The organism is Chryseobacterium sp. CG10_8 (assembly GCF_058117085.1).
In genome coordinates this window covers 74,481-94,532 of the sequence record NZ_JBYVEB010000002.1, presented here as the reverse complement: position 1 = coordinate 94,532, position 20,052 = coordinate 74,481, and the positions used below count along the sequence as shown (strand labels likewise).

The 20,052-nt window shown below is 34.6% G+C and carries 13 protein-coding genes and 1 tRNA gene; 3 read left to right on the top strand and 11 right to left on the bottom strand.

All coding sequences use genetic code 11. The features are described from left to right. Positions 1–83: 83 nt before the first annotated feature. From AC4AGG_RS00850 to rbfA, 5 genes are all read right to left on the bottom strand, one after another. On the bottom strand, positions 84–2,036 hold the full coding sequence (locus AC4AGG_RS00850) for a DUF349 domain-containing protein (RefSeq protein ID WP_489770073.1): 1,953 nt from the start codon (positions 2,034–2,036) through the stop codon (positions 84–86). A gap of 96 nt (positions 2,037–2,132) precedes the next feature. Next, positions 2,133–2,858, bottom strand: a complete 726-nt coding sequence (locus AC4AGG_RS00845; RefSeq protein WP_489770072.1) for a shikimate dehydrogenase family protein — start codon at positions 2,856–2,858, stop codon at positions 2,133–2,135. Positions 2,859–2,896: 38 nt separating this feature from the next. Then, complete coding sequence (locus tag AC4AGG_RS00840) at positions 2,897–4,672, bottom strand: endonuclease (protein WP_489770071.1); 1,776 nt, start codon at positions 4,670–4,672, stop codon at positions 2,897–2,899. A gap of 87 nt (positions 4,673–4,759) precedes the next feature. Further along, on the bottom strand, positions 4,760–5,965 hold the full coding sequence (locus AC4AGG_RS00835; RefSeq protein WP_489770070.1) for an ABC transporter permease: 1,206 nt from the start codon (positions 5,963–5,965) through the stop codon (positions 4,760–4,762). 14 nt (positions 5,966–5,979) lie between these two features. Continuing rightward, positions 5,980–6,342 (bottom strand): 30S ribosome-binding factor RbfA, encoded by a 363-nt coding sequence (gene rbfA, locus AC4AGG_RS00830; RefSeq protein WP_489770069.1) that lies wholly within the window; start codon positions 6,340–6,342, stop codon positions 5,980–5,982. An 80-nt stretch (positions 6,343–6,422) separates the two neighbouring features. Here rbfA and mce point away from each other — a divergent pair, with 80 nt between their 5' ends. Next, a complete protein-coding gene (gene mce, locus AC4AGG_RS00825) occupies positions 6,423–6,821 on the top strand; it encodes a methylmalonyl-CoA epimerase (protein WP_489770068.1) in 399 nt (132 codons plus the stop codon). A gap of 65 nt (positions 6,822–6,886) precedes the next feature. Beyond that, positions 6,887–6,960: transfer RNA gene (locus tag AC4AGG_RS00820), tRNA-Ile, on the top strand. Between the two features lie 103 nt (positions 6,961–7,063). On the opposite strand, the gene AC4AGG_RS00815 is transcribed toward AC4AGG_RS00820, so the two are convergent. The 6 genes from AC4AGG_RS00815 to AC4AGG_RS00790 all read right to left on the bottom strand — a co-directional run bounded on the left by AC4AGG_RS00815 (position 7,064) and on the right by AC4AGG_RS00790 (position 19,401). Next, positions 7,064–9,157, bottom strand: coding sequence for a TonB-dependent receptor plug domain-containing protein (locus AC4AGG_RS00815; RefSeq protein ID WP_489770067.1), 2,094 nt, complete (start codon positions 9,155–9,157; stop codon positions 7,064–7,066). A 137-nt stretch (positions 9,158–9,294) separates the two neighbouring features. Next, complete coding sequence (locus AC4AGG_RS00810; protein ID WP_489770066.1) at positions 9,295–15,405, bottom strand: alpha-2-macroglobulin family protein; 6,111 nt, start codon at positions 15,403–15,405, stop codon at positions 9,295–9,297. Further along, complete coding sequence (locus AC4AGG_RS00805; RefSeq protein ID WP_489770065.1) at positions 15,405–16,766, bottom strand: hypothetical protein; 1,362 nt, start codon at positions 16,764–16,766, stop codon at positions 15,405–15,407. Before AC4AGG_RS00805 ends, AC4AGG_RS00810 begins: the two co-directional genes overlap by 1 nt. 90 nt (positions 16,767–16,856) lie before the next feature. Continuing rightward, positions 16,857–17,444 carry a hypothetical protein gene (locus tag AC4AGG_RS00800; protein ID WP_489770064.1) on the bottom strand — a complete coding sequence of 196 codons (588 nt, stop codon included), beginning with the start codon at positions 17,442–17,444 and terminating at the stop codon, positions 16,857–16,859. Positions 17,445–17,452: 8 nt separating this feature from the next. Then, a complete protein-coding gene (locus AC4AGG_RS00795) occupies positions 17,453–18,127 on the bottom strand; it encodes a hypothetical protein (RefSeq protein ID WP_489770063.1) in 675 nt (224 codons plus the stop codon). Between the two features lie 290 nt (positions 18,128–18,417). Continuing rightward, a complete protein-coding gene (locus tag AC4AGG_RS00790; RefSeq protein ID WP_489770062.1) occupies positions 18,418–19,401 on the bottom strand; it encodes a type I phosphomannose isomerase catalytic subunit in 984 nt (327 codons plus the stop codon). Between the two features lie 210 nt (positions 19,402–19,611). Here AC4AGG_RS00790 and AC4AGG_RS00785 point away from each other — a divergent pair, with 210 nt between their 5' ends. After that, complete coding sequence (locus AC4AGG_RS00785; RefSeq protein ID WP_489770061.1) at positions 19,612–20,046, top strand: hypothetical protein; 435 nt, start codon at positions 19,612–19,614, stop codon at positions 20,044–20,046. Positions 20,047–20,052: the final 6 nt, after the last annotated feature.

Below are 20,052 nucleotides of genomic sequence, written 5' to 3'. Positions count from 1 at the left end.
AAAATAGGGAAACTTCTCTCTTATACGCAGAAAAAAAGGTGCCAAATAATGACACCTTTTCTTTATGATTTATTGATTCAAGATTATTCTGAAGCAATAATGTTGTGTAGATTTTGTTTCAAGTTTTCCAGATGCTCTTTCTTTTCATCGATACTGTTGTAAGTATCTCTAAGCAAAGGATTTTCTCGACTAGGGTTGTTAAAGAATCCAAGGTTGTTTTCTAATTTAACGATTTCAGCTTCGAGATCTGCAATTTGATTTTTGATTTTTCTTGCCTTATCTGTCAACTGGTCATTAGAGAGACCTTCTTCTTTTAACTCGAACTCAGTGATGTTGTTTCTTTTCAATTTTTCACGAAGCGTCTTATTGAATTCGTTATGAATAGACATTTTATCACGAGGAACTTTTCCAATACTGTTCCAAGTTGTTTTGATGTGCTCGATTTTTTCAATACTTCCTTCGTCATTGCCAATCGAAGACAACTCTTCCAAAAGCGCTTTTTTCTTTTCGTAATTGTTCTTCCAATTGTCTTCCTCGATACTATTTTTTAGACGATAGTTGTTGAAGAAGGTGTTACAAGCTTCACGGAACTCATTCCAGATAGTATTGGCATGACTTCTAGGAACATGGCCGATACTCTTCCAATTGTTTTGAAGTGTTTTATACAAAGGAATTAGCGTTTCCCAATCATCGGAATCCATATTGGCTTTGGCTGTCTCCACCAACTTTATTTTTTCTTCGAGATTTTTGTGTTGGTCGTTTTTAAGATCCTTGTAATATTGATTTTTTGCGTGATTGAAATCTCTTAAAGCCTGCTTAAACTCTGTCCAATTCTGGTTAGAAATCTTTCTCGGAACGCTTCCTAGCTTCAAGAATTCCGAACGAAGTTCTTCAACTTTTTTGATGGCGTTTTGCCAGTAGCTGTGGTTAGGTTCTTTATCAGGAGTTGCTTGTTTTTTGATAGATGCAATAATCTCGTTTTTCTTTTCAAGATTTTTTTGGTGCTCTTCGTCTAGTTGTGCATTAAGTTCTGACTTGCGGTCATGAATTTGATTAGAAATTGACTTAAATAATTCCCAAGTTGACTCGCGGAACTCTTCAGCAACTGGTTCTGCTTCTTCTTTCCAAAGTTTGTGCAAGAATTGTAATTCGTTAAGTGCTTTCTGAACAGAAACTTCGTTCACCAATTCTTTTGCACGGTCAATAATATGTTGTCTTTTCTCCAAATTATGACTGAACTCTTGCTCCAAGTACTCCTTGTTGAGATCCAACATGGCATAGAACTGATTCAAGTGGTGGAAGTAGTCGTTATTAAGAATTTTGAATTTTGCTTTAGCTACCTGACCGGCATTTGACCAAGCTTCTTTGATTTCTCTAATTTCTTTGAAGAGATTGGTTCCTGGTTCTGTATTGGTATACAAATGCTTCAATCGGTCAATAATCCCATGTCTAGCTTCTAGATTAGCTTCCTGTTCTTTTTCTTGAGTCTGGTGATAAGCATCTTGCTTTTCTTTGAAAATATTGACAAGACCATTGAAATTTCCTTGCGAAGCATGAACATAGATGAATTCTTCTTCAGGTTGTCCACTGTTAAGAAATTCTTGTTTTTTATCCAGTCTGTCTTCCTCAAATAGTAAAGTTGCGTTATCTCTCAGTCGATTGAATTTTTTGTATTGCGCACCTGCATTTTCAGAATTGATAATCTGCTCCATTGCGACCAAAATTTCGGGAAGTGTCAAAATCTGCAATTCTTCATGGTCTTCATGACCATGATCTTCCTCGGCTTCTTCAGTATGGATTTCGTCAGTCGTTAAAGTTTCTGAAACTTCTTCAGAAGATGATACTGAAGTAGACTCAGAGATTATTTCCTCTGATGTTTCACTTGTAACCGTTTCTGATACTTCTGGAGATTCTACAATTTCTGAAGCAGTGTCAATATTTTCTGCATCTTTTTCAATTTCAGAATTTTCCATTGAAGTTTCTTCAATTTTGTTTAATTCCTTTTCGTTTTCAGGGTTGGCGTTTTCAGTTATCATAACCTCGTTTTTTTAATAATAATACTTGATCTTTCAATCATCGAATAAATTTAACTTTAATCGTAGAAAAACGCAATAAATATACTTATTTTTTAATTAACTACTCCAAATTATCCAAGATTTTTCCGCTTGTTGTTCTAACATAAAAAGCCCATTTAAGGTTTTTGCACCCTTTTCTGCGCTCTTTTGGATGAACTGGGTATAATCAGGATTATATATCAAATCAATGATTGAATGTTTTTCTGATAAATTTTCGAACGGGAACTCAAGACAGTCCTCTATATTGGGAAAAGTCCCAACGGGAGTACACTGTACAATCAATTGATGTTCGTCAATGACTTCTGGTGTAAGATTGCTGTATGTTATTTCTCCGTTTCTTGATATAATTTTATATGCTATATCTTGCTTATTAAGGACATATTGTACTGCTTTTGCGGCACCTCCATTTCCTAGAATTAAGGCTGATTTTGGTTTTTCGCTCAACACAGAAAGACTTTGTTGGAAGCCAAAAGCATCAGTGTTATGTCCAATCTTTTTTCCATCCTTGATGCTTACACAATTGACAGCTCCAATTTTTTCGGCCTCATCACTTAATTCATCTAGGTACGGGATAATATCTATTTTGTAAGGAATTGTTACGTTAAATCCTCTTATTTCTGGATCATTAAAAAGGCTTTCTACCTCAGAAATATTCTGGAGGTCAAAAATTTCATAAGAATAATTATCCACCATTAGTCTTCGAAATTTTTCTTCGAAAAACTTCTTTGAGAAAGAGTAGCTGATGTTTCTTCCGATGAGTCCTAGTTTGATTTTGTTATTCATTTTACTAAAAAAGACCGAAATTACTCGGTCTTAGTTTATTATTCAACAATAAAGGTATGAGTTTCGTCACCTATTTTTAATATGTATATTCCTTTGGTCTGATTCTTAAGCTGAATCTGATTTCCTCCTTTAAAAGGCTGATTGATTTTTTGAATTAATCTTCCTGAAGTGGTATAGATTTCGGCTTTAGAAACTTTGCTTAAATCTTTTCCTGAAACATTTAAGATCCCATTTTTTACCGGGTTGGGATATATTTGAGTTTCGTTTGTTAAAGCATTTTCGCTAGTAGATAAGTTGGGGTAGCAAGTCCATGATAAATCATCGAATGCTACTCGATTACCAGAACCAGAATTGTCTGTTATGCTGATGACAACACTTCCTGAAACATTAATATTGTTAATCGTTGTGGTCGCTACAGTTGAAGAATAAGGAATCGTCCCAACTGTATTTCCATTGATTTTTAAATTGAAAGTTCCTGCACTTCCCGTGAATTTTAATTGAGTAGTAACCGTCAGACTTCCAACTCCATTGGCAATGGTGGAGGAGGTAAGAGCGCCATTTCTTATGCAAATAGCTTTTGTATTGATTGTTTGATCAGAACGAGAGTCCGTTGCAGTCCATGTGATTCCATTGCTAGTCCAAGTGTAAGTTGAGTAACCTCCGGTGTATGCTGGTAAAAGTTCGAAATTTTCTGTTCCACAACTACCAGATGAAGATCCAGCTAAAGTCGCTAAAGAAACGGTATTGCTTGCTGCTGATGAATTTCCTGCTAAGTCTTTTGCAATGACATAAAATGAATAAGTCGTGCTAGAACTAAGTCCGCTTACTGTTGCTGTTGTGCTTGTCACAGTTGAATGATAAACACCATTGACATAAATATCATACGCTACTACTCCAACATTATCGGTTGATGCCGTCCATGCGAGATCAATCGTGCTTGAAGTAGGATTGGAAGCTACTAAATTGGTTGGTGCACTTGGAGCCGTACTGTCGGCTGTACCCCAAATTTGTGTAGCATAATTAACGTTGTCGATAAATGGATTTCTATTTCCTTGAAACGTGTAACTAGCATTATTTCTTGCTATTTCAGCAGGAGAGACTGGATCAATAGCATTCCAGATTAAGAGTTGTTGTAGTTCCCATGTTTGCAAGCCTGGAAATGCACTTCCTCCTAATATATTTCCTGTTGCAAATCCAGCAAGTTGACCCTCGTATCTTGTTACAAAATAGAAAATCATTCTTGCTACATCTCCTTTGAAGGCATCCACTGGCTCGAAAACGGTTCCTGAATATCCAGTAGACGCTGAGGTTCCCAGTTTTGAACCGTTCATCGTTGTTAAGCTAGCTGTTCCGACAACTCCGAAAGGATAATCAGCTCGCCAACCGTTAACTTTGGAATCGGTTGGTCTAATAAAATGTACATCAGCAACCATTGGATCTGCGCTTCCAAACAAACTTTGAGGAATAATATGTTCTCGGTTGTAACATCCTCCCTCTGCGGAAGGAGTGCTTCCACTACATTGATTGGTACTCAAAGTATAATTGTAAGGATCAGATGCTGTTGCTCTTTCCGAATAGATATCCAGAATAGTACCGTCATTTTCATAAAAATAATCCCGATCGGTGGTGGCATAGGCAGTCCAAAGAGCACTGTAACCCATATTTTGGTGACCGTTGGTGATGATGTTACTCAGAGCGGTTTTGAGAGAAGCACCTGTTAATCCATTAGCTGCATCATAATAGCCAGCTGGAGCCTGAGCCAGCGCAAAACTGAATCCTAAAATGGCTAAAAAAAGTTGTAGATTTTTTTTCATTTTATCTGAAATTATGGGAGGGTAAAATTACCAAAATTAATGTTTAGTAAGTAGGTGACTTTTGTTTGGGTTTCAAACAGAGGAATCTTAAGAAACGGGTTGAAGCGTTCTTTTGACTCTGGAGAAAAACCAAGAAATAATTATGCCAAAAAAGGCAGTGAAAAATGTTACCAAAAAGTAGTTGAGTACATTGATTCTTACAGGGAAAGGAAAAGTCTCGTTTGCTTTGAAGATGCCAGTTACCATTTGGAAATAGCAAATAAGTGTTCCGAAAATCAAACCAATAATGATACCTGCAGTTACAATAAGACAGCCAGTATAGAAATATACTTTTCTTAGATCTTGAATAGGAAATCCTAAAGAAACCAAAGAACGAGCTTGTTCTTTTTTATCCAATTGTAAGATGACAATGGCTCCTGCAAGATTAAAGGTGGTGATGAAGATGACTAGAATAAAAATTAAATAGATAAATAATTTCTCTGTGTTAATCATTTTCCAAAAAGCTGCATTCTGTTCTTTTTTGGTTTTGATTACGTAAGCGCTACCTAATTCTTTTTGAAGTTTTTCTTTTTCCAAATCTGCATTTTCAGAATTCTTAAGTTTAATTACAATTTGATAGGCAGAATTCTTGGGCAAATTAAGAAGCTCTTCTGTAAGTTCTAATGGCGCAATGATATAATTGTTGAGTTGGTCATTACCAGGGAAAACCCCGCTCGCAAAAACTTCCTTTTTATTAAAAATATCTTCCTCTTTGTTTATTAAGCCTTTTCCTGCTTTTGGAATAATGACGGTCGCAAAGTCCTCATCAGTTGCGACAGGGAAGGATAGTCTTGCATCCAGAGAATGTTCGATAAGAACCTCGTTAGAATATTGAAAACATGGATATTTTCCAAAGAATACCGATTTATCGATTGGATTTACCAAAACATAAGCTGAGTCAACACCTCTGAGATATGCAACATCTCCTTTTCCTTGGTAATCTAAATAAACTTTTTCTTCGATTAGCTTCGAAAAATGTAGAACTTCAGAATTTTTCTTTAGAGTTTTAGCTACCTTCTCAGTGTCAGTAAGGGTTTTTCCTTTTCCGCTTTCAATTGTTAAATCTGCGTGAAGGTTAGAAATCATCTCGAGGTTGAGGTCCTCTAATCCCGAAAAGACGGAAACGATAATAAACATAGAGGCCACAGCAATTGACATTGCAAAAACAGCGAGCCATGTAATAAAGGTCACTGCGGTACTTCCTTTTTCGGCAAGGAGATATCGTTTTGCTATGTAGAAAGCTGTATTAGCCACGTTATATCAGAATATTAAAGTACAGGATTGTCTCCTTCTCCTTTTAATTCTCTTTCAATTCTTTCTACATCGTCCATAGATGTGTCAAGATAGAACTGGATTTCCGGAACTATTCTTAACTGGCTTCCAAGTTTTTGTCCCAAAAAGTTACGATAAGCTGATTTGTTTTCATTAATCTCTTTCATGATAGGCTTTCTTAACTCTGCTGGAAATATACTAAGGTAGATTTTGGCAATACCCAAATCAGGACTTACTCGAGCATCGGAAACACTCACAAGGAATCCTTGCTTGCTTTCGGCAGCTTGTTTGCGAAAAAGTTCAGCAAAATCCTCTTGAATTATTTGGGCTACTTTTCTTTGTCTGTTGCTTTCATTCATGGCGCAAATTTAGTATTTTTGTTTGAGAAATAAAGAAGTTGATAAATGGACGTAAAATTATCTTATTTAATACAGATTTTATGAAAATAGAACATTTAGGAATTGCGGTGAAATCTCTGGGTTTGTCTGATGATTTGTTTACAAAATTATTAGGAAAAGAGAGTTATAAAAAGGAATCTGTGGAAAGAGAAGGAGTAACGACCTCTTTTTATCAGGTTGGCGAGAGTAAAATTGAATTGCTAGAAGCCACTAATCCAGAAAGTCCGATTGCAAAGTTCATTGATAAGAAAGGAGAGGGGATACATCATATTGCATTTGGTGTTGAAGATATCAGAAAAGAAGTCGAAAGATTGAAGGAAGCGGGGTTTGTTTTTATCTCGGAAGAGCCCAAAGATGGAGCTGATAATAAATTAGTTGTCTTCTTACATCCAAAGTCTACCAATGGCGTCTTGGTAGAATTATGTCAAGAAAAGCCTTAATTTTTTTTGAATTTCTATAAAAAAGATTATTTTTGCAAACCAATTAACGAAACCTACAAGTTTCAGGTCCTATAGCTCAGTTGGTTAGAGCACCTGACTCATAATCAGGTGGTCCTTGGTTCGAGCCCAAGTGGGACCACGATTGACCTCCCTTGAAATTTTTTCAGGGGAGGTTTTGTTTTTTAGAAGGAAAAGATGATTGAATATTATAAAATTTAAATTGAGTACTTAAATTTCTCTTATTAAAAAGTTGATGCTGGAGTAGTATTGTTATTCAGTTTTTTGTTGATTTCTAGTTTTTTACCGGATGACATATCATAACTGATTCCCAAAACAAACATATTTTTGTTATTGTGGATTTGGTTAAGGACGGTATAATTGACCAAGCTTTCTGGAAGACTTTTGGTTTTGTACTCCGAAGGCATCCCTAGCCAATAGAACCCCGTTGAGAAGGACCAATTCTTCAGTTTGTAATTGGCGAAAAAATGACTGGCATTTTCGTTTGTAGAAAGGAAAGCCCCATTCAAAGTATATACCGGAATATTAAATTGGTATTGTGCCGAAAAATTCTTGTATTCCGTTGAAATCGTAAAATAGTTTCTAATATAATTGTTTTTGATTTCTGATCCGTCTTTTAGCCTAATGAGAATCGAAGTTGGTTGTAGGAAGGGTTTGATGACAAGCAAATTGTTGCCCAAAGGTTTAATCGAACCCGCCAATTGTAGTCCAGCTTGTTTTGTAAAATCCGAATTGTCATAGGTAAGTGCGATACCATTAAGTTCATCATTCAAAACGTAAAATTGCGTAATATCTTTGTACAAAATGTTATAGAAAGGAACTAAGTTAAGGTCAAAATATTTGCTGTTAAAAGAATAATTAATATTATTTCGAAATACGTGACTTGGCTCCAAATACGGATTTCCTGTCTTGTAAATATTGGGAACCAATTGTGAAACATTGCTACTCAATGCCTCTGCCCACGGACTTTTGGAGGAAAAAGACGATGTTAACCGTATCGATTGATTATTGGATATGCTATAGGAAAGAATGAGTTTTGGATTGAGAGCCCAATCATCCGAAACCGTTTCGCTACTTTTATTATGAATATTGGTTACTCCCATTCCTAGGCGGTAAGAAAATTTGTCCTTTTTTCCAGAATATTCGGTGTAAAGGTACTGTTCCAAGTAATTTACTGAATAATTAGATGCTCCAAGTAGATTGACCAAGTCGTTGGAAATATAGGTGTTGGTTACCCGATATCCAGAACTCAAAGATCCTTTCTCAAATTGATGGACATGCGCAATTTCGCCTACAATACCAGTCTGTTTCGCTTTGAGGTCCATGTCATTATTGAAAACGTCAATACCCGAATCGGTATTCCATTCGTGGTCAAATCTGTAAGATTTGGTATTATAGAAGGAGCCAATTATATTTAGGCTTAAATCATCTTTTTTTCCAATTTTTTTTGAATAGTATAAATCCAAAGTAGGAGCGGTGTAATCAGAATTTGAGTTATGAACAGTACTGTGATTTTCTGTAATTAAATCTTCTGTATAAATACTATTCCCTAAACCTTTATTAAAACTAGAGCTAATCTGAAAACTCAATTTACTCTGAAACGTATATTTATCAGGTACTACATTGGCGTAGCGTAATGCGATGTCTTGATCAGTGTATCCAAAATGATCCCTCTGTCTTTCATCTGATCGATAGTGGATATTATCTAGATCATATTCATAGGTTTTGTCAACAATTCGGTTGTCATAATCTCTAAGATTAAAAGAGTATTCGAAACCGAAATCATTTTTACCTTTTGTATAACCTGCATAAGCGGAAGCATTGATGAAACCAGTTGTGAGCGCGGAAGTAAGATCTGCACCATAAGAGTATCCAACTTCAGGATTTCTGGTGATAATATTAACTACTGTATCTGCGCGTTGAGCATATCTAGCAGGTGGAATGTCAAAATATTCGACTCGGATAATATTGCTAGGAGCGATGCTTTTAATCTGATTATCACTGACTTCGATTCCGTTAATTAAAAACAAGACCTTGCCTCCCTTGATGCTCGTAACTGTATTAGAAATAGGATCTAGCTGAAGCTCTGGCAAAGTCACCAATAGATCTTTGGAATGTCTAGCTTTATCAAGAGCTTCTTTTTCGAAAGTATAATTAGCGTGGTCAGCAAATTGTTTTTTTCGTTGTCCTTTTAGAATAACTTCTTGGATTTCTTTTGTGTTAAGCGTATCTGTTTTTTCTGCTGCAGTTTGTGAAAAAACAATTGTTCCCAAAAATGAGAATGCTAAAATACAAAATGGTCTAGCTTTTTTTATCATAGTGTTTTTAATATAAACAGTCATTGACCAGTTTTTATTACATTTTTATTACATTTTTTTAAGATCAGACTAAAATATTTTTCTAATGGAAATGTTTTTTAGTTCTAAAGATTTCGTAAGATAATTCATAATGGATTTTACCGAATTATTTTCACTCTTATTCCTTCTGTATGCGCACTCATCGTAGGGGCGTACATATTTTGGAAGGTCGTTATTCCATTGGAGAAATCACCGGCATTGTTGGCTTTCAATTCATATTCGAAGACGTAGGTGCCTTTGTACATTCGATCAAAAAAGAAATTGGTAGCTGTATCTCTCGTATTTTCATAATAACCGACGCCATTCTGCCATTTGAAAGAAGAAAGTACATTAACAGGTTCAAAACCGCTTGCTCTCATATCTTTGAGATGAATGTATTGCATGTCTTTATTCGTTTTGATGACCAGTCGAACGATCACTAAGTCTCCAACTTTTATGGGGTTTTCTGTTGTGATTTCTTTCAGTTTTACTTCATTATTATCAAACTTTTTTTGGAATAGCTTTTTCTCAATGCTAACGTCCGCAGAGCCATTATTGGTAATTTGGTCGATCGTTTCGTAATAGAGACGGTGCATTCCGCCCCAAGCTACACCTGGACTGGTTTTGTTGATCACCAGTTTGCCTTTGTCTGGTGTGATTTCTTTCCAGTAATATGAAGTTTTAAAAAATCCTGCTTCTGACGTTTTTTCAGGGTTTGATTCAGGATAAATTGTTTTATTACCTAAATTCAGGGTAATCCCTTTCTCAGCATCAATCCAAGATTTCCCATAATTTAGGAGGGCATAAACTGCTTCTGTAGTTGCTTTGGTGGTTTCCCAACTTTGGGTTTGTTTATTTTTGAGAAGCCAAATTTTCATTTCTTCGATGCTTTTTTCGTCTTCAGGAGTAATTTCGGCAAACGCACCAATCAACATGGCTTGAGTCTCAATCGGAGCTTGATACCAATACCAACCGGGATAATTATTAGTCCAGTACATTCCGTCCTCTTCTGTGGTTTTTGCATTTTTCTTTAGTATCGAAATCACTTGTTTTGCTTGTTCTTTGTATCCGTATCGATTAAGGAAGGTTGCAATCATGGCTTGATGATAAAGACTGTAGTCCTTAACATCTTCTTTGTATCTTTTGGATAACTGATCTAATATTGGTAAAAGTTCATCTGGAATTTTTTCGTCGTCAAGCCAATAGCTTCGGTAGTAAAAGTAAGAAGCATAGTCGGTAATATCCACTTCGATTTTTTCCTTTTTGGTTTGAGCATAAGCCAGAGTATATTCTTTATCAAGATAACTAATCGTTTTTTTGATCGTTCGATTAAGTTGAGAAGAGAAATAGAGATAATCTTTCTTGTTCAACATTTTTTTTAGTTTTCCAAATCCTGCTAAAATATGCCCAGAAATAGTTTTGTCACTATTTCCTCCAGAGAACCACGAGTAACTACCATCTGGATTTTGTCTTTTGATGAGGTCTGCTTCTGATTTTTTGAAATCCTTGGACATCTTATTGAGTTCAAAGAAGAGCGCTAAATTTTGCATTTGTTTCTCTTTGTCCTTGATGTCAGCTAACCAAGGAGTTTCTTCGATCAGAATACTCTTTAATTCTTGATTAGTTTCCAAAGGATTGGTTGGGGTTTCCTTACTGTTCCATTCATCAAAAACCTTTTTGATTTTTGGAGATGAATTCATGATGTAACTGGAAAGAATATTCCCATAAAGTCGACTGAAAAGTTGTTCGGAACATTCGTGAGGAAAAGTTCTTAGGTAAGGAATTGACATTACCGCAAACCATAACGGATTGGCCGTAAGCTCGACACTAAGATTGAAGTTGGCTGCAGAAGTTGAAGAAGGAGTAGTGATACTCTTCATCTCGTAAGTTTTGCTCTGACCTTCTTTTATAAAAATAGGAATGGTCTCTGTTACCAGTATTCGATTGCTTAAGATGGGTAGGATATTGGATTCCCCATCTGAATATTTATCTGCATTTGCTAAAATTTTATATTTAACGGCTTTGATATTAAATGGAATTTTAAGTTTCCATGAAACTTCTGTCGAACTTTTTGCGTTAATTGCAATTTTGTTGAGGTTATTTGTATTAACAAACGCTGAATCCAAAGGTTGATCAGTTTCTGGATCAAATAAAGATAAGATTGCATTTCCTGAAATCTTTTCTTCCGAAAGATTGTCTATTTTAGTCGAAAAGATGATTTCGTCTCCTTGTCTTAAAAATCGTGGTGGATTAGGCGTTATCATGAGTTCTTTTTGAGTCCTCGTGAAAAACTCTGCTGTTCCCACTTTCAAATCTTTGGTATGTGCGAAAATCAAAAGCTTCCATTGCGTAAGTGCTTCTGGTGAGGTAAATTCTAACAGAATATCTCCATTTTCATCGGTATGTAAATAGGGTAAGAAAAAGGCGGTCTCATTAAGATTGGTACGAGCGCTAACATTCTCCATAAGTTCTCTTTTTTTGGCTTCTTTAGAAGTAACGACATATGCTCCATTTTTTGCTCCTTCTCCATAAATTGGGATGGCTTCTTTTGCATTTAGAAATCGTATTTCTCCAATCTCATCATCAGGCAAATTTTGCGATGCTTGTTCTCCATCAATGATATAGATTGGAGCAGATGCATTTTTTTCGGTCTTTTTGCCGTAACCCAAGATTACTACTTCTTCTATTCTTTTTTCTCTAGTGGAATCTCTGCTTGAAGCACTCGCTACATATGCAGTTGCATAACTATTTCTTCTTCTTTCATTAATATCTATATGGTCAAATTTTAGAATGCGAGGTCTAGTGTAAGTGTAAAAATTTTTGATATTGTATTTTGGTTGGCCTTCGTATAGCTCTTCGGAGTCATATTTTTGCAATTCTTGTAAAAAAGATGAGGAGTTATAGCGATAAGAATCACTATAATAGTAATAACCGCGATTGTTATAAGGTTTATAATGAGAAAATTGGAAGGTGTTTTTTGCAAACTTGTCCAATGATGCATCATACATTGCGGCTAATACTTCGGTATTTAGTTTATTTTTATCCTTACCACTAATTTTCAGGGTCCATTTTTCTGGGGTCCTTGGTTGAATCTTGTCACGAAATACTTGAGTTGTGATATCTAGGTTTCGATTAATGTTCTCAGTTATTTCAAAAGTGATTGAACCATCCTCATAACTACCATGGTTGATAAAATCATATTCCAAGTAGATTCCTTTTTTGAGATCTGTATCCGTTATTGTGAATGCAAGTTCTGCTAAACCATTTTTTAAATTGATGAATTGATAGTCTTCAAACGCTCCATTTCGATGTAAGCGATAGTTAATAGTGCCTTCTTGAAAATCTGATCGGAATATAACAGTTGCTTTTTCTCCAACTTCATATATTTTTTTGGAAACGTAAGCGTTAAAGAAGATAGGACTGCCATTTTGCAGGGTTTTATCGTCAAGAATTTCAACTATTTTAAATGTTTTGATCAGTTCGTTGTCCACCAACGATTCGGCTTCGACTAGATACTTACCAGCTTCGATTCGGTCCTTTAATTCTATATTTTCCGATTGCGAAGTGTCAAAGTCCTTTTTCAGTATGACTTTTCCAAGTTTTTGTTTGCTATCCTTATCTGAAATTTCGTAGCTAATATAAGGGAAGTAAGCATCAAATACCTCTTTGTCATATTGTTGATAGTAATTAGTATGATTACTTCTGATATGTTTTGGAAGAAGAATTTTGTCTTCACCAATAAGTTGGGTAATCGTAAGTGTTCCTTTGGATTTGAGAGGTTGGCCATTGAGATTGGAAATTGCAACTTTCACGGATTTCCAGTCTTTCTGAAGCATTTTCTTTTCTACTGATAGGTCTATTTTTGCATGAAGATCACCAAGCGTAATCGTTGCTTGATTACTTTGCGATTCGCCATTAATGTCTGTTGCAGTGAAGCTGACGAAATATTGATAACATCTTTTTTTGTTGGTTGTCTTCTCGTTAGTCTTGAAGTCGGAATCAAAAGTTATTTTGAAATTTCCATTTGCATCTGTTTTTATTTCTCCTTTTGAGATGAAGAGATCATTATCATCATAAGCATCATAGGAATAGTCATCATACGAGTACCAATAGTTAGCATTTCTTCTTCTTATTTCGTACCTTATTTTGGTTTGCGTGATTGCGGCGCCAGAAAAAGCTTCTACCTTCCCTGATACTTCAATAGAATCACCTATTTTGTAAGTTTGTGTAGTTGGATTGACAGCAACTTGAAATCTTGGTCTTTTATATTCTTCAACTTTTATTGATTTGGTATAATCATAGTCTTTGTCGGACTCTCTTTGAAGGTGTAGGGTATAATAATTAGCATTGGCATCTTTAGGTAAAACAAATTCTCCAGAAATGCTTCCAAAATCGTTAGTCACAGCTTCAGTTTTTGAAATTTCATCACGATAATTGCTTTTTAAACTTACCGTAACTTTTTCGTTGGGGAGGACTTTGGTTTTTTCGTAATACTCCTGTTTTAAGATGGCTTTGTAAAATACCTTCTGTCCAGGTCTATAAATTGCACGGTCTGTAAGTGTAATGAAGCTCTGGTCGATCGGTTCTTTTTCCTCTACATTTTTTTGAGATTCGAGATTACGTATTTCATCAAATGAATAACGAATCATAAAGTACTTTTTGAGGTTCGGGAAATAGATGATGCTACCGTCATACTCTCGATCTTCGGATTTTGGTAAAGAAAATAATCCGTTTTTGTCAGTTTTGCCATTTCCCGTTTTTAACAGCTTGTTTTTGCGTCCAGCAACATAATCATTTTTGTAATCATCAGTACTTTGATACATGATGTAATCCATGTTGGAAATTCCTTTTCCAGTCGACGTGCTAATTGCTTGGAGGATCACTTTTTGATCGTCCTCGAACCTTTTGGTATAAGAGAGATCCGTAACAGCAATCCTAAAAATAATGTCGTCTTCTGCATTCAGAATTTTTACATAATAAATTCCTTCCTCTAGTGGAGGTATTGCAAGAACGGTACTATGACGTTGGAAATCGGAAAATTTCTGAAGTTGGTATTCGGTTGTGTAGAAAAAATTATTTTTGATACTTTGATGATCTTCATCTTCAATAAATTCTTCGCTGTCCTCGTAATCTTCATCCCAATTATCAATATGGTCAAAATCAATGGAGCCAGATTTTTTACTTATTTCTAATTTTAGTTTGTCAATATTCTTGTGAGAAATATTCATTGGAATATACTCTTTTGGAAGTGCATACGCTGGAAGATCAACACCAAGAGTTTTACGATCCCATTCATCAATAAGTGTTTTGCAGTAATTACTCCACTTGGACGACGGAATCTCATCAATTGCTTTTACACAAATACGATGGGCTTCTTTCAGATTCCTTTCAGGTTTTTTCGATGACCATTGATCTGCTGCTAAAAAAAGTAAGAATGAAGAAAAAGGTTGATCAAGATTAGCGTTGGCTAGTTTTTCTAATTCAAAGGCTTGATTTTCTTTATTTTTTTGAATGATGGTGGTTTTGAAATACAGAATAGCTGTTTTGTCGGCATCATTTTGATGGAAATCTTCTAGGGAATTTTCGATGTTTTCGATTTTTGTCTTTCTGTCATTGTCAAAATTTGGAGGTAGAAGATGCAAAAAATTAAGGTATGAATAAGCTATGACGTCAAAAAGAGTTGGTGTAAATTGGACATATTCTTGTTCATCAGACTCGTCAATAATATCTTTCCAAAGCATTGTTTTTTCTTTTTTCAACATTTCATGATCTATGAGAACAGCACTATATAGATGGTCGGCTTCTCTATAAAAATCATTAACAGCCCAAGTTTTGTAATCATCTGGAAGCGCTTGAAGAGCGGTTCTATCGATGCTTGCGATACGGTTGTTATAAGTTGAAATATAAGAAAAGTATATATTGGCTAAATAATATTGATATAGTGTCTTTCTAAGACCTTTTGAGGACTTTATTTTATCTCGTAGAACCAAAATCATATCGTCTTCAGGATCATCATTATCTTCATCCCAATCATAATAACCATCAATAATGTCTTCAATTTCTGATTGTATGCTGTCTGTTGAAGATGGGATTTTGATTATGGCAAGTTCGATAGAATCCTGTTTAGCTTTTTCTACTTTTTTGGCTCTTTTGTGAACAGGAATTTGACCATGAAAGAAAGTGATCGTTAAGATGCAGAAAAGGGAAAATATTTTAAAAGGAAATCTCATTAGTCTTCTTTTTTAGTCGGTTGGGAATTGGTGTAGAACGGGATCTCTAGAAGATCTTTAGATTTCATTGGAATAAAGTAGCCTCCGGTTTTTAGCAACATAATGTACTTTTGTGGTGAGATTTCAACGTAGACGAGAGGGATATTTTTTTCATCTATTACGACTTTTCCTGATGATTTATAAATGGTTTTTTTAGCGATGTAATCTGGCGATGCAAAATAAATTTCTTCAGAAATCGGTTTGTCCTTCAGATAAGGATTATTCCATTTTGACTTAGATTTTTTTTTGTAAATCTCTTCCTTAGAATAGGATTCAATTTCTGAAATAGGGATCAATTGGGTCTCTTTATTTTGATATATTTCTATAGGATACCATGCTTCGTCTTCGTAAAGCGTCTTTGATCTAATGTAAGATATATTGTTGTCTTCAAAGTAATTAAATTCGGTTTCTCTAAATTTTTTCTTAGTCTGATCTATCTCCAAAAAGTGAATACTTCCAGCGTAGAGAAGGATATGAGTGATGTTTAATATTTTTGCATCAGAAAGCGGATAACTTTGATACTCTGTATAGGTAGGAGATTTGCTGACACTACTTCTGTTGAGGATGTAATTGAATTCTTTACCATTTTTTTGTTCATGTTCTGGGTAATAGTAAGAGGTGCTATCGATTTTTTGAATTAAGTTACCTTGTTTGTCAAAATCTTTTTGAAGTACTAATTTGTCATTAATATAGGTTAATTCTGCTGCTGTTTTCAAGTTACTTTTCCAATAATAAAGAACAGTGTATTTGCGATCTTGTCCTTTGTATTCTGGTACTTGTACAGCTCTGTCATATCGACCATCAATATTATAGGAGTCATAAGAATTGCTGTTGGTCAACTTACCAGTGATCCCAGAGATTATGGTTCCATCTTTGTAGGTGGAGATTCCAAGTAGACTTCCATCGGTTTTGTATTCTGTTGTTTTGCCATTCTTGAAGCCCAAGTCACCATATTCGACACTTTTCCAAAGTTTTCCATTATCGAAGTAATAATTAAGGACTTTTTGATCAGTTTTATTAAGATTTAAATCAAAAGAAGAATCATCTCCATTTTCTTCATGCCAAAAAATTTCACCGACATAATTTTTTTCTATTCCATCAGCATAATATCCTTGCATTTGGAGGTTCTTGTTTTCGAAATAGTAATCTCTCAGAAACTCCAAATTACCAATTTTTGGGAGTGGTAAGGGTCGGTAAAATACTGCTTTATTTTTGGTAGTTTCTTTCCATTGCTCATCAAAATAGATTGTTTTTTCTTGGGAAAACAATTGGTGAGAAACGATGAGTAGAAGGAGGAGAGATATAAAGTTTTGTCTATTCATTTTCTGTAAATGATGTGTTTTTACGAATTTAGGAAATTACGGTCGTGCGGACAGCTTTTAGGATAAAATTTTATTATGATTTTTATTTTGTCAAAAATCGTCTGCTGAGGTTCCGTATTTGATTCCGGTTTGTTCAAAGAAAGATTTTAGAAGTTTGTATTTCCCGTCACATTCTTCACCAAGTTCAAAATCTTTTTTGTTACTTCTAACTCTTTCGCACTCGAAACAGATTTCAATAAAACCAATTAGTTTATTGTTTTCGTCACAGAACAAAATGGCATTTCTTGGTATGTAGCAAAGAGCTCCTCTCCTTAAATCTGTATTTCCCTTGAAACCATAATTGTATATAATATCTGTTAAATCATCAATTTGGGTTGGGTTAAGGGTGATGGTTTCATCAAAAATATCATCACTAATAACACTGTTGTTTGTATATAAGCTATCCAATAGTTTTTGTAGTTCTTCACCAATAATGCCAGCATCTTTATTTCTGTATGAGATGATTTTAATTGTTTTTGCATTTTTGAAAGGAAGTTTTGCCAACCTTTTTTGAGCAGGAATTTTGAACTTTTTTACACATTTTAATTGATCCCAAATGTATTTCTCATTATTTTTTTGAGATTTAAAAATTTGGAAAAAACAAAGTAGAGTTAAAATGAAAATGTATTTTGTTTTCATTTGAAAAATTATTTGATGGGTGGGGGAATCGGTTTTGTTGGGAGACTATTTTTGCATTGATGTTTTTCAATCAAGTCATTAAAAATATTCATAATCATTTCTTCTTTGTCTTGATTGAGTTCTATTTGATCCATTTCGGACTCGCTAAAATTCGTGAAGATTACGCTGTTTGGGATGACGACATAGCGTTCCGTTTTACCATTTTTTTTGAATAAAAAAATAAGCTGTTCGGGAATATAAGGACAATCACAACCAACAGTTTCGATTAAACTAGTTCTAAAAATATTATGGTTAATCTCAAAATAATTGAAAAGAATGTCAGTAATGGCGTCAGTTTCTTTATCACTCAAAAGCTGTTGTTCAACAAAATTATGTGTGAGAAATTCGGATTCCTTAATTCTATTATCAAGCATCGAAACATAAATGGAATCATATTGATTAAAAGGATAAAGTTTTCGTCTATCTTTTGCAGGAATATTAAAAAGTCGACGTGTTTTGTTTTTTTTATAATCTTTAAGACTTGGAGGCATTGGTGGTTGTGTCGTATCAATAATTGGGCTTCGTTCTTTTTTGAGAAATTTTATACTTCGAGGTGTTGCATTGGCAGTTCGTGCAGAGTCTAATTTTTGACTTTGCGCCAAGAATCCAAAAATGATTAATATGAAGAGTAAGCACTTTTTCATTGGGTATCATTGAAAATATTATTCACTATGATTAACCATTATTCTTTCATTGAAGGAGATCGCAAACGCTTGTAATGCCAAATAATAGAAAAGTAATTTCATTAATTGAAAGTATTAATATAATATCCACCTGAAAGGATAGTTAATCTAAAATTCCTCTAAAGTGTTAATCATCATAGCTGTTAACAAATTTATACATTTACAATTTGTTCGGCACTAACGAATACGAAAAATAACCCAGCGAATATCAAATTCGTGGGTGGTCTTTGAAGTTGTTAAAACTTGTTTAACTAGTTCGGAATGTGTACTTCTAGAATTTTGCTCTTTTCTGCAGCCTCAAAATGGATTTCTCCTAATTGTGATGCAGGAATTAAGACTGTTTCTCCGTAATTAAGGATGACGGATTCTGCGTTGGAGGTAATTTTTACCGAACCTTCAACACCTATAAGGATTACAAATGAATCTAAACCTTGATAATCTCTTACTAAATTCTCAGTTATGTTTAAAATATTAGTGTTGAAATAATCACAACTCACTAAATTAGAAACTGGGCTGTTGAAGTCTTCTTGAATTGCAAACGGACTATCTATATCGTCAAATAAGATTACTTTTTCTGCGATGTCATTATGGAGTTCTCTGGTTTTTCCATCTTTATCTATTCGGTTGTAATCATAGATTCGGTAAGTGACGTCTGATGTTTGCTGAATTTCTGCGAGCAAAATTCCGGCACCAATAGCATGAATTCTACCTGCAGGGAGAAAAATAGTATCTCCTTTTTTTACCTTCCATCTTTTAACGATATCTTCTACTTTATTCTCACGTAAAGCATTACGATATTCATTTAAATCAACAGCTTTTTCGAAGCCAGAAATAATTTCTGCGCCTTCATCGGCTTCCATTACGTACCACATTTCGGTTTTTCCAAAAGAATGATGGTGTTCTTTTGCAAATACGTCATTTGGATGAACCTGAACGCTGAGAGGTTCATTAGAATCGATAAACTTAATAAGTAGAGGGAACTCTTTGCCATACTTTTCGAAGACCCGTTTTCCAAGAACTTCGTTGGGGAATTCGTTAATAAGTTCTTGAAGATTTTTACAATCTTGGAAAGGGGCAGCCAATTGACTAACCGCTTCTTTAACCCCTGAAATTTCCCAACTTTCACCGATGTTTTCGGCTGTATAATTTTTATTTAAAACAGATTTTAGTTTGTCTCCGCCCCAAATTCTATATTGAAAAATGGGTTCAAAGGATAAAAAGGTATTCAATTGCATCGGTCTTTTTAGGTGAGACAAAAATAATGAATTAAAAGGAATTTGAAGAATTCCTCAGAGTATAATTGTTGAGTTATTAAAGTTCTAGCAATTTTTTCCTTAGAAATGATGATTCAGCTAATGTATTTATTCAAATATGATTTTTTATAGAAAGGTTTGTTATTTATTTTTTCTCAATTTTCTCTATATTTAATGGTTAAAAATGCAAAAATGGAAATCAAAGTTACAGTAAAGCAATTGGGTAAGAAGCATCCATTGCTTTCGGAACAAAGCCTTGAAATCGATTGTACAGAATCTCAAGTTTCTGTTGAAAATTTCTTAAAATTAGTCGTGAAACAGCAAGTGGAAGCATTTAATTCTAAGTCTTTTGAACTCGAAGATCAAGATTACGAAAAGACACCCAAGGAAAATTATCTCAATATTCTGACCGATACAGGTAAGGTTGGTTTTGGAAGTATCTATAATGAAAAACGTGCTGATCTTTCGCAAGCTCAGGATAATGCTATTCAAGCTTTTGAAGATGGACTTTTTGCAATTTTCTATGGCGACGAACAACTAGAAAATTTATCTCAAAATGTGGACTTAGATCAAAATAAAACATTCACTTTTATCAGGCTCACTTTTCTTGCAGGTAGCTATTGGTAACTAATT